Origin of the sequence: Sulfitobacter sp. UBA4523, assembly GCF_002388305.1 — a bacterium.
GTDB classification, from domain to species: Bacteria; Pseudomonadota; Alphaproteobacteria; order Rhodobacterales; family Rhodobacteraceae; genus Sulfitobacter; species Sulfitobacter pontiacus.
The window spans coordinates 1-10,868 of the sequence record NZ_DGMH01000003.1 but is presented as its reverse complement, the minus strand read 5'-3'; the positions used below and the strand labels follow the sequence as shown (position 1 = coordinate 10,868).

Sequence of the window (10,868 nt, the reverse complement as noted above, 5' to 3'; positions counted from 1 at the left end):
TCGCACCGGCTTTGACCATTTTGACCATCCGTTCGCCCGCCAGTGCCGCATCGTGAATCACCGCACCGGGTTTAGAGCGGTCGACCAGCGTCGCGTCGTCGTTATAGGCGCGGTCGGCAAAGATCTCTCCGGCCCACTTACAGCCAAGCGATTGCACCGCGTCCTGTTGCGCCGTGGCGGCCAGCACCATGACGATCAGATCAGGCGCGACGCTGAGCGCGGCCTCATAAAGGTCGCGGGCCAGTATCTCGTCCTCTGACGCCATATTGGCGAGCGCGCCGTGCAGTTTCAGGTGCCGCACCGATGTGCCAAGGCTGCGGGCCATGCCGACGCTGGCGGCGACCTGATAGCGGACCTGATTTTGCAGCGTGCCCCGTGGCACCGACATGCGGTTGCGGCCAAAACCGGCCAGATCCATGAAACCGGGGTGCGCACCGATACCGACGCCATTGTCACGCGCCAGCGTCATCGTCGCAGACATCACATCGGCGTCGCCCGCATGGCCACCACAGGCGATGTTGGCAGAGCTGATGATTTGCAACAAAGCGGCATCATCGCCCATTTTCCACGGGCCAAAGCTTTCGCCCATATCGGCATTCAGATCGACGGTCGGCATTTAATGCTCCTCTTCAAAGGGGTTGTCGGTGGCAGAGATCGCGCCCCCCACCAGTTGATAGGCCAGCAGGTTGCGGATTTTGGCCGGGTCGCGGACCAGCGGCGTGACCTGCGCACCAAGCGCTTTGATGTCTTGGCGGTGCTGCGTCTCGAGCGTGATGGCCTGTTCCAGCGTGATGAATTCGAACCGGATCGCGGTGCCCGATGCCGCCTGCGCCACGCGGGGCAGGTCGCGGGGAATCACGGTACCGATACGGGGATAACCGCCGGTGGTCTGGCACTCGCCCATCAGCACGAAAGGTGCGCCGTCACCGGTGATCTGGATGTCGCCGGGCACGATGACCTCGGACAGGATGGACAGACCGCCCTCGGCGCTGAAACCGTCGCCGTCGTGGTCCATGCGCACGCCCATGCGGTTGGCACGCGGGTCGCGGGTAAAGGCGGTGGTCTCGAAGCGTTTGCGTTCATCAATGGTAAAGTGGTCGGTCTGCATGCTGGCCACGACGCGCACGGTGCCGCCGTCAAAACGACTGTCGCGGGGCAGTTGCAGCCCCGTTTCGCGCGACTTGTCCGGCCCGAGGGGCAGCGCGTCGCCCGCAGCAAGCGGCTGGCCCAGACCTGCGCTTAGGTGGCTGGCCCGTGCCCCCAACAGTCTGTCAGAGGCGATGCCCCCGCCCACATGCAGATAGCCATAGGTGCCGCCCGTGGTGCCGCCGATGGTCAGCTTTGCCCCAGCGGGCAGCATGTGGCTGGCGTTCCAGACGATGGCATCGCCGTCGATGCTGGCGGCCATGGTGGCTCCTGTCAGGGCGATACGGATGTCGGCGTCGGCCGTGAAGGTCCCGCCGGTGCCTGTCATCTCTATCACCGCAAGCTCGGGCGATTGGCCAAGCAGGGTGGCCCCTTCGTAAAGCGCCACGGGATCGGCGGCACCGCCCTTTGTAAGCCCTTGGGCACGCCAACCGGGACGGCCCATATCCTGTATCGTCAGGGCGGGACCGGCTTGGGAAATGGTGAGGGTCGCGCTCATGCCAGCACCTCTGTCTCTGCGCCGCCCTGGCCGGTTTCATCTGTCGCGGTGATCTTGTCATATTCGGCGCGTGATATGGAGGGGAAGCACAGCTCGTCCCCCGGAGACAGGGCAAAGGGCGTGTCGCTGCGCGGGCGGAAGGTCTTGAATGCGGTCTGCCCGATATGGCGCCAGCCGGTGGGGGAGGCATTGGTGAAGATAATCAGCTGCCGGATCGCCACGATCAACGCGCCGGCGGGGACGGATTTTGTCAGCCCCTGCTGGCGCGGAATATCCCAGTTCTGCGGCAGTTCGCCCATATAGGGCTGGCCGGGGGCAAAGCCGATGGTCAGCACCCGTACGCGCGCCTGCGACAGCTGTGCAATCGCCGCATCGGGGTCCAGCCCCGCAAGCTCTGCCGCTTCTTCAAGCTGTGGTGCAAGGTCGGTGCCATAGACCGTTGGCACATGCCACAGCGTCCGCCCCGTCGGCAGGTCAGAGGTGTACCAGTCGCGCGTTGCCAGCAGGTCGTGCAGCCGGTCCAGCAGGGTATCCACCGAAGCCGCCACCAGATCGATCTGCAGGAAGGTGGACACCAGCGAGGTGCTCGTCTCTGTTACCTCGGGCCAGTCGGCGGCATCCACGGCGGCGCGAAACGACAGGGCGGCGCGGTTCGCGGGCTCTGACATAGTGTCGGCAAAACGCACCAGCACGCCGGACAGGCCAACGGTCTGGATCAGGGGGAAGTCGGTCATTGGGGCACCTGCCTTAGATTTTCGGGCAGCCAGGTCGCGATGTCGGGGAAGAAGATCAGGACAAAGACCATCACCACCATGATCAGGAACATCGGCAAGGCGGCTTTGGTGATATATCCCATCTCGTGATCCGTCATGCCTTGCAGCACGAACAGATTGAACCCGATCGGCGGCGTGATCTGCGCCATCTCGACCACGACCACAACAAAGATGCCGAACCAGATCAAGTCGATCCCCGCACCGCGCACCATCGGTTCAACGACAGCCATCGTCAGCACGACCGACGAAATTCCATCAAGGAACATGCCCAGGACGATATAGAATACCAGCAGCGCCATCAGCAGTTGAAAGCGCGTCAGTTCAAGCGCTGCGATCCCGTCCGCCAGCGCACGCGGCAGGCCGGTAAATCCCATCGACAGTTTAAGAAAGGCAGCACCTGCAAGGATCAATGCGATCATGGCAGAGGTGCGCATCGCCCCCATCAGGCTTTCCTGAAAGCTGGTCCAGTTCAGCGACCCCTGCATCAACGCCAGCGCCAGCGACCCCAGCACACCGATGGCAGCCGCCTCTGTCGCGGTGGCGTAGCCCAGATACATCGACCCGATCACCACCGTGATCAGCCCGAAGACCGGCAACAGAAAGCGCGAGTTGCGCAGCTTGGCGGCAAAGCTCATCCCTGTCTCGACGCTGGGGTTCCAGTCCTTCGAGGTCAGCGCGATAAAGGCGACATAGGCCATGAACATCAGCGCCAGAATAAGCCCCGGCAGGACGCCGGCAAAGAACAGTTCGGTGATGCTTTCGTTCACGGTGACGCCGTAAACGATCAGCGCGAGCGAGGGCGGGATCATCAGACCCAGCGTAGCGGCACCGGCCAGCGTGCCGATGATCATCTTTTCGGGATAGTTGCGCGCCCGCAGTTCGGGGATCGACATTTTACCCACGGTCGACAGCGTCGCGGCAGACGACCCTGAAACGGCGGCAAAGACGGTGCAGCCGACGATATTGGTATGCACCAGCCCGCCGGGCAATTTCGCCAGCCACGGCGACAGCCCTTTGAACATATCCTCGGATAGGCGTGTCCTGAACAGGATCTCCCCCATCCAGATGAACAGCGGCAGCGCGGTCAGCGTCCACGAGCTGGACGAGGCCCAGATCGTCGTGACCATAGCATCGCCAACGGGGCGGGTGGTAAACAGTTCCATCCCGAACCAGGCGACGCCCATCAGCGCCAGACCAACCCAGACGCCGGTGCCCAGCAGGAACAGCAGCACAGTGATAAACAGAATGATCGCGTAAAGTTCCGTCACAGCGTCACTCCCCAAAACTTTGATCGACAAGATCGCGGGTGAGACGGTGTTCGCCTTTTACGATCAGATAGAGCAGGTTATCGGTCAGCGCGATGGCAAGGATGCCACCGCCCACAACCATCACCGACTGCGGAATCCACAAGGATGTGGCGTCTTGCGACTGGCTGACTTCGTTGAATTTCCACGACCAGTAGACGAACCAATAGGCGTAGTAGGTGAAATACCACGCAATCGCCGCGGCAAGGCCGAAGCACCAGATTTCAAGCAGCCGTTTCGGGCCTGCGGGCAGGGCGTTCAGCAGCACAGATACGCGGATATGCGCGCCACGGTTCAGCGCGTTGGCGAAAGCGAGGAAGCTGGCGGCGGCCATCGCATAGCCGGCATAGCTTGCCGCACCGGGGAAAACCTCGCCGGTCCAGCGGGCAACCATCTGCACCACGATCAGCAGCAGGATCGCGACAAGACTGACGGCAGCCAGGGCGCCGGATGCGAAATAGATGAAATCAAGCAGGCGTCGCAGGATGTTCATGGGAAAGGTCTCCGGATTGGCGGATCGAAGGTCAAACGGCGGCACCTGTGGGGGTGCCGCCGTTCGTTGATTTACTGCATGGACTTGTAGCTATCGACGATCGCCTGACCGTCCTCGCCCGCATTCTCCAGCCATTCGGAGGTCATGGTGCCGCCAATGTCGCGCAGGCCGGACATCAGCTCTTCGCTCGCGGGTTCCACGGTCATGCCGCCTTCGCGCAGCCCGTCATAGGTGAACTGCGTATAGTCCTTGGAGGCTTGCAGCCCGCGCGTTTCCGCATCGCTGGCACAGGTGGTGATGATCGCCTTGTTCTCTTCCGAGACATCGTTCCACACGTCATTGTTGATCATGATGTAGTTGCGCGGCAGCCAAGCGTCGACCTCGTAGAAATGGGTCAGGCTTTCCCAGACTTTCTGGTCATAGCCGGTCGCACCGGACGAGATCATCGATTCCGCAACGCCGGTGGCAAAAGCCTGGCTTAGCTCGGCGGCTTCGATGGTGACGGGCAGCATGCCTGTCAGCTCTGCCAGACGGCTGGTGGCGTTGTTGTAGGACCGGAACTTGACGCCCTTCATGTCCTCGATCGTGTTGACCTCTTTCTTGAAGTACAGGCCCTGTGGCGGCCATGGCACGTTATAAAGCAGTGTCAGGTTCTGCTCTGCCAACAGCTCTTCGATCTTGGGTTTCGCGGCTTTCCACAGCTTGTCGGACGCCTCGAAGGACGGCGCGAGGAAGGGGATGGAATCAAAGCCGAAGATCGCGTTTTCGTTCTGGTGCCCCGACAGGATGCGTTCGCCGAGCTGGACCTGACCGGTCTGGATCGCGCGTTTGATGTCGGCACCCGCGATCAGCGACCCGCCGGGGTGCACGGTGATCTCGATCTCGCCCGCGGTGCCTTCGGTCACGCAGTTGGCGAATTCAACGCCGTTCTCGGAATGGAAGTTCGACGCCGAATAGGCCATCGGCATGTCCCATTTCTCTGCCGCGAAAGCAGGCAGGGCGGTGGTGACCGTCAGGGCGGCGGTCGCGACGCCTGTCATCAATGTGGTGGTCCGTTTCATGTGGTTCTCTCCTTGTTGGTATGTCTTTGGTTTGCGGGGTTAGCCCCTGCTAAACCGTTGTGGTGCATAGGGCTGTAGGTCGGTGTTGACGGGTTGCCCCATAACCAATCCTGCGACGAGGCGGCCTGTTTTGGGCCCGCCTGTCAACCCGATGTGGTGATGCCCGAAGGCGGTAAAGACCCGGCTTGTGCCAACCTGTCCGATCAGGGGCAGGCTGTCGCTGGGGGCAGGTCGGTGCCCCAGCCATTCGATTTCGCGCGTGGCCTCAAGCTGTGGAAAGGCCGCCTTGGCCTGTCGCCGCAGCAGCGCCAGCGGTGCCCTGGACGGGGCTGCGTCAAGCCCGCCGAATTCCAGAATACCCGCGCAGCGTAGGCCCTGCGCCATGGGGGTGGCAACGAATTTCCCGCTGGCGATCATCACGGGGCGCGCGGGCCCGCCCGTCGCGCCCTCGAATATCACATGATAGCCGCGTTCGCTTTCCAGCGGGACGTTCAGCCCCAGCTTGGCCATCAGCGGTTTCGACCAGACGCCGGTGGCAAGCACGATATCGCCACAGGCCACGCGGCCTTGGGTCGTCTCGACCCCTGAAATCGCGCCGCCGGACAGGTCGAAATCCTTGACCTCGGCCTGCAGGATCGTGCCGCCGCCCTGTTCGAACGCCCGCGCCAGGGCGCCGACATAGCCGCCGGGGTCGCGGATAAAGCCGTGGTCCTTCATGGTGGCAAGCAGGTGGATGTCCGGCCCGAGCGTCGGTTCATACTCGTGTATCTGCGGCCCCTCGATCAGCTCTGGCGCGAACCCCGCCTCCGCCCGCAGCGCCCAGGTGTAGGCTTCGGCGTCAAACGCGGCGCGGTTTCGATAAGCGAAAACATAATCGCTGTCCCTCACCCAGTCGGACAGGCCCAAATCAGCGGTCAGGCTTTTGTGTTGGTCCACACTGTCGCTGACAATAGGCGCGAGCCCCTGCGCAATCCGGCGGGTGTCGCGGTCGTTCGCGACCCGCAGATACTTTGCCAGCCACGGCAGCAGACGCGGCAGATAGGGCAGGCGCAGGTAAAGCGGCACATCCGGGTTCAGCAGCATCGCGGGGGCTTTGGCGATCAGGCCGGGGGCGGTGACAGGTGCCACGGCGCAGGCCGCCAGCACACCCGCGTTCCCATGCGACGTGCCTGTCCCCGGGGCCGCGCGGTCAATGATCGTGACCTGCGCGCCTGCGCGTTGCAGCCAGATCGCCGAAGACACACCGACAATACCCGCCCCCACGACGACCACATGGCGCGTCATGGGCGACCCTTGGGATGAAAGCAAAGACGGTTCGACATGGTTCTTGATTCCTTTCCGCTCACTTTGGCAGGGAAAAGCAATACGTCAACAAAATGTTTACAAATTGTCATCGTTGTTGCCTGCGCAGACATGTGCCGCCAATTCGTTCATCGAAACGGGGTGGGTTAGCGAAGCCAGCCGTCTTCGAAAGCGATCTGACTGACCCCTGCCAGACGGATGATGCGGGCCAGCTCTGCCTCGAAGGCGGCTTGTTTGCCTTTGCCCCAACGGCTGCCCGGCTCTGGCCAAAGGGCGCGTACCACCAGCGTATCGCGGTCACGGTGCGCTTTCATATCCACCCGCGCGATGATGCTGTCGCCCTGCAGGATCGGAAAAACATAATAGCCATAGACCCGTTTGGACGCGGGCACGAACATCTCTATCCGGTAGCGGAAGCCGAACAGACGTTCGGCGCGTTTGCGATCGCGCAAGGCCGGGTCAAAGGGGCTGAGCACGCGCAGCCGTGCGGTCGGAGCCATGTCTATCGCGGGGTCGCTTGCCAGACCGGGACGGGCAAAGCTGCGATGGACTGTGCCGTCGGCGCCCGCGATCTGCACCTGCTCGACACGTCCGGCGGCCTGTTCACGCTGGACCCATGCCTTCGCCTCTGTCGGAGAAATATGCGCCCAGAATGCCGCCAGTTCCCCCGGCGTGGCAAAGCCAAGACGATCCAGCGCGCCGTTGCAGCACCAATCGATGGTCTGCGCCTCATCCGGTGCCTGCGACGGGTCGCATAGCGCCGCGTCAATCACCCGCTCTGTCAGGTCATAGCGTTTCTGGAAACCGTCCCGCCCCACGACGCAAAGCGCACCGGCGCGCCACAGATATTCCAGCGCGGTTTTGGAGGGATGCCAATCCCACCACCCGCCGTTCGAGCGCGGTTCATCCTGCCCGACATCAGACGACGACACCGGCCCCTGTGCGCGGATCTGGTCCAGCACGGTCTGGAACCGCCCCTCGAAATCATGTTGGTGCCAGTTCTTGTACCGCTGGCGCAGCATCTGCGCGTCCCGCTGGCGGCGCAATTCCCAATGGGGGTAGTATCCCATCGGGATCACCGCGGCGTCATGGGTCCAGTGCTCAAACAGCGCCCCATCGCGTTCATACAGCGTCTTCAACGCTTGCGGGCGATAGCGTTGGCGGCGCGAGAACAGGATCAGGTCATGCGCCCGCGCCACGGTATTGATGCTGTCCAACTGCACAAAGCCCAGGCCCTGGATCAACTGCAACAAGTCGTTCCCGCTGGCGGGCCCCTGGGGCGCATCGCTCAGCAGATGGCGATGCAGAAAGATGCGACGGGCGTCGCGGTTGCCGATCAGCGGCAGGGTCATACCTTGCGGTTGCGGCGCAGCGTGTCCCCCAGCGACAGGGTCGGTGTCAGGGTAATCTGCGTCTGCAGGTCGGGGTCCGGTTCATCCAATGTATCGTTCAGAATGATACGCGCCGCGGCCTGTCCGATCTCGAGCCGACAGGCGTCCATCGTGGCAAGCTGACGGGGCAAACCCTGTAGCAACTCGACGTTGTTGAAACCAGCAAGGCCGATCTGGCCCGGAATATCGATGCCCTGATCGATCAGATATAGCAATCCGCCCGCGCCGATCATGTCGTTTGAATAATACAGGAAATCCAGCTCGGGCGACCGCTCAAGCATGTCTTGCGTCATCTCGCGCCCCTTGGCCAGCGCAGAGCCGCCAGAGTAGAACGCGCGGTCCTCGATCTCTATCCCGGCTTTGGCGAGCCCTTCGGTAAACCCTTCGAACCGTTTGCGGGCGCGGTGGTCAAGCGGCATCTTGGTGCCCATGAAACCGATGTGCTCATAGCCTTCCTTTAGGATCGCCTTGGCCATCTCCTGCCCCGCACGGCGGTGCGAGATGCCGACCATCGCATCAATCGGGCGCCCGTCGACATCCATGATCTCGACCACGGGGATGCCGGCGTTTTTGAGCATGGCACGTGTCGCATCGCTATGTTCCAGCCCCGCGATGATCACGCCCGAGGGCCGCCACGAGAGCATCTCATAGAGAACACGCTCTTCTTTTTCGGGCATATAGTCCGTGACGCCCACGACCGGCTGCAGCGGCGTGTCTTCAAGCACCTGATTGACGCCGTTCAGCACCTCGGGAAAGACCATGTTCGACAGCGACGGGATAATCACCGCGACAAGGTTCACCCGTTGGGACGCCAGCGATCCGGCAATCTGGTTGGGCACATACCCCAGCTCTTTCGCCGCAGCCAGCACCCGCCGCCGCGTCGCTTCGGACACGTCGCCGCGTTTTCGCAGAACCCGGCTGACCGTCATTTCCGACACCCCGCAGGCATCGGATACATCACGAAGGGTCAACGGGCGTTTCGGAGGCTGTGTCAAAGGCGCTTGTCCTGCTTGAAAGTGGTATTCTATCAACAGCGTAGTGTGTCGGTTGGGCGCAGGCAATCACCATATCAAGCCCCCCACCACAGCGCTGCCATACCACCGTGCAGTGTGACTGGATCACCACCCCGTTTTGCGCTAAGCCAAACCCGTGGCCCCGTGGCTCAACTGGATAGAGCAGCCCCCTCCTAAGGGGCAGGTTGCAGGTTCGAATCCTGCCGGGGTCACCATATATTTCAGATACTTACGGATAGACGTCGAATTGATGGTGAGGTGGGCGGAACGAAACGCGGAACGAAACCAGACGAGGGTGAGTAGTGTCTGGTGGTGGGATAGGCGCCGCCCTGCTTTCACCTGGTGCCGTGTTGACCAGGTCGCGCCACTCGTCCCAAAGTTCATTTGGAACTGGGTGAACTGAGACCGCGCTGTCTCTCCCGTCGGATTTAACCGCCGTTGAACCGAGCTGACGTATCTTGTCTCTACTGGCAAGCCGCCAGCGTATGAAAAGGACAAGTATATGATATCAATAAAGACCGTCTTCTTCGGCATTTTGGCCGCAAATATCGCGTTCTATTTCGCGAGGCACCGCAGGGCTCAGCGAGAGGAGGCGCAGAGGCAGTCGTCTGGGCTGCGAGGAGGCTGGTCACTCACCTCGCCGATGCCGGTCTTCGTGGCGATCTCGATCGCCGACATCGCCATGTTCCTCGCGCTGTCGTAAGCAAGCAGGCAGGCTTGCGGATAAATCTACATAGCAGTTAGATTGCTTGGAGCGCGACCCTGTCGCGCTTCACTGCACGGTGTGAGTCCTCAGCCCGTTGGATCATACCGTGGTTGCATGAGCGGACACTGCAAATCCTTCCATTGCACCGCGACGGAGTCAAGGGTTGCGCTTCGATCATCCCGGTGCCGGGAGATGATCTGCTTCGGCTACATAGGTCTGTCCAAACTCTGGGGCGGTTTCAAACTCATGTTGGAGTTCTAAAAGCAGGACCTGCTTCTCGGCGGCACCGTTGTTCATAAATCGCTCAATTGGACTGTGATAATTCGCTTCAATGCTTGTAATGTGAGAGGTCTATCAGAGGCTGCCGGAAAGCGGAATGAACGAATGTGTAGAAGACCTTCCCTATCTCCTCTCTGCCTGCCTTTCTTTCTGGGGCAATGCATGGCTGTCGGACTGGCTGGCTGACTGCTTGCTGGGCGGAGGGTGGATGTTGGCCTCTATAACTCGTTAAGCGGCTATAAATATGAGGAGCTTGCGCATATATTCTAAGCAGATGGAGGGGTCTTCATGCCGAACACATCCGATTGCGACTGGGCACCACTGTCCAGAAGCGCACCAAACCGCACCCGTTTAAGTGCGCCTGCACTGAGGGCATTTCAGAACATTGCGGATCATTGGGGACTGGACCAGAAACAGCGCATCGCTGTCCTCGGAAGTCCCGCAAGATCCACATACCACACCTGGATGAGGAAAGCGCGCGCTGAGCAGGCCGTAACCTTGTCTCAGGATACTTTACTGCGTCTTTCGGCAGTGTTGGGGATCTACAAAAACCTGAGTATCCTGTTCTGCGATAGAGCTGAGACATTGAGGTGGTTGAATAGCGCGCACTGCTGTACAGCCTTTCGGGGCGCGAGTCCGATGTATTTCATCACCTATGGCACTCAGGACGGATTGATGACGGTTCGGCGCTACCTGGACGGTTGGCGACAGGGTCATGTTGGTCAGGGCGTTGCTGAAGGTAGTTTCATCCCTGTCACGGAAGAGGACCTGGTCTTCGTTTCTAAGGGCGAGACGAACCCTCTTTCTATTTGAAAAGGAAAAAGTCCGAGGGGCAACGATCTATCGCTGCGCACCCGGGCCATATAGTTCATTCTCGATGACCTGCCCCCCGCTGGTCCCT

General features: G+C 61.3%; 12 protein-coding genes and 1 tRNA gene. 3 read left to right on the top strand and 10 right to left on the bottom strand.

Features of this window, described 5'->3' with window-relative positions; all coding sequences use genetic code 11:
• From B3849_RS00270 to B3849_RS00230, 9 genes are all read right to left on the bottom strand, one after another.
• A partial coding sequence (locus B3849_RS00270; protein ID WP_286779679.1) for a LamB/YcsF family protein occupies nt 1-616 on the bottom strand: 616 nt, incomplete at its 3' end.
• Nucleotides 617-1,645, bottom strand: a complete 1,029-nt coding sequence (locus B3849_RS00265; protein ID WP_278425344.1) for a biotin-dependent carboxyltransferase family protein — start codon at nt 1,643-1,645, stop codon at nt 617-619.
• Nucleotides 1,642-2,379, bottom strand: coding sequence for a 5-oxoprolinase subunit B family protein (locus B3849_RS00260; RefSeq protein ID WP_005850971.1), 738 nt, complete (start codon nt 2,377-2,379; stop codon nt 1,642-1,644). Before B3849_RS00260 ends, B3849_RS00265 begins: the two co-directional genes overlap by 4 nt.
• Nucleotides 2,376-3,686, bottom strand: coding sequence for a TRAP transporter large permease (locus tag B3849_RS00255; protein WP_009825820.1), 1,311 nt, complete (start codon nt 3,684-3,686; stop codon nt 2,376-2,378). Before B3849_RS00255 ends, B3849_RS00260 begins: the two co-directional genes overlap by 4 nt.
• Nucleotides 3,687-3,690: 4 nt before the next feature.
• A complete protein-coding gene (locus tag B3849_RS00250) occupies nt 3,691-4,215 on the bottom strand; it encodes a TRAP transporter small permease (RefSeq protein ID WP_005850973.1) in 525 nt (174 codons plus the stop codon).
• 71 nt (nt 4,216-4,286) lie between these two features.
• Nucleotides 4,287-5,276: a TRAP transporter substrate-binding protein gene (locus tag B3849_RS00245; RefSeq protein ID WP_005850974.1), complete on the bottom strand. Its 990-nt coding sequence runs from the start codon at nt 5,274-5,276 to the stop codon at nt 4,287-4,289.
• Nucleotides 5,277-5,315: 39 nt separating this feature from the next.
• Nucleotides 5,316-6,584, bottom strand: coding sequence for an NAD(P)/FAD-dependent oxidoreductase (locus B3849_RS00240; RefSeq protein WP_340251899.1), 1,269 nt, complete (start codon nt 6,582-6,584; stop codon nt 5,316-5,318).
• Nucleotides 6,585-6,724: 140 nt separating this feature from the next.
• Nucleotides 6,725-7,930: a winged helix-turn-helix domain-containing protein gene (locus tag B3849_RS00235; RefSeq protein WP_278425346.1), complete on the bottom strand. Its 1,206-nt coding sequence runs from the start codon at nt 7,928-7,930 to the stop codon at nt 6,725-6,727.
• Nucleotides 7,927-8,964 (bottom strand): LacI family DNA-binding transcriptional regulator, encoded by a 1,038-nt coding sequence (locus B3849_RS00230; RefSeq protein WP_037942958.1) that lies wholly within the window; start codon nt 8,962-8,964, stop codon nt 7,927-7,929. Before B3849_RS00230 ends, B3849_RS00235 begins: the two co-directional genes overlap by 4 nt.
• A 156-nt stretch (nt 8,965-9,120) precedes the next feature.
• Here B3849_RS00230 and B3849_RS00225 point away from each other — a divergent pair.
• Nucleotides 9,121-9,197, top strand: a tRNA-Arg gene (locus B3849_RS00225).
• Nucleotides 9,198-9,484: 287 nt separating this feature from the next.
• Entirely contained in the window at nt 9,485-9,685 is a 201-nt protein-coding gene (locus tag B3849_RS00220; protein WP_278425347.1) for a hypothetical protein, read from the top strand.
• A 177-nt stretch (nt 9,686-9,862) separates the two neighbouring features.
• On the opposite strand, the gene B3849_RS00215 is transcribed toward B3849_RS00220, so the two are convergent.
• Nucleotides 9,863-9,985: a hypothetical protein gene (locus B3849_RS00215; protein WP_278425348.1), complete on the bottom strand. Its 123-nt coding sequence runs from the start codon at nt 9,983-9,985 to the stop codon at nt 9,863-9,865.
• A 270-nt stretch (nt 9,986-10,255) separates the two neighbouring features.
• Between B3849_RS00215 and B3849_RS00210 the strand changes: the two genes are divergently transcribed.
• Nucleotides 10,256-10,780: an MbcA/ParS/Xre antitoxin family protein gene (locus B3849_RS00210; RefSeq protein ID WP_278425349.1), complete on the top strand. Its 525-nt coding sequence runs from the start codon at nt 10,256-10,258 to the stop codon at nt 10,778-10,780.
• Nucleotides 10,781-10,868 lie beyond the last annotated feature (88 nt).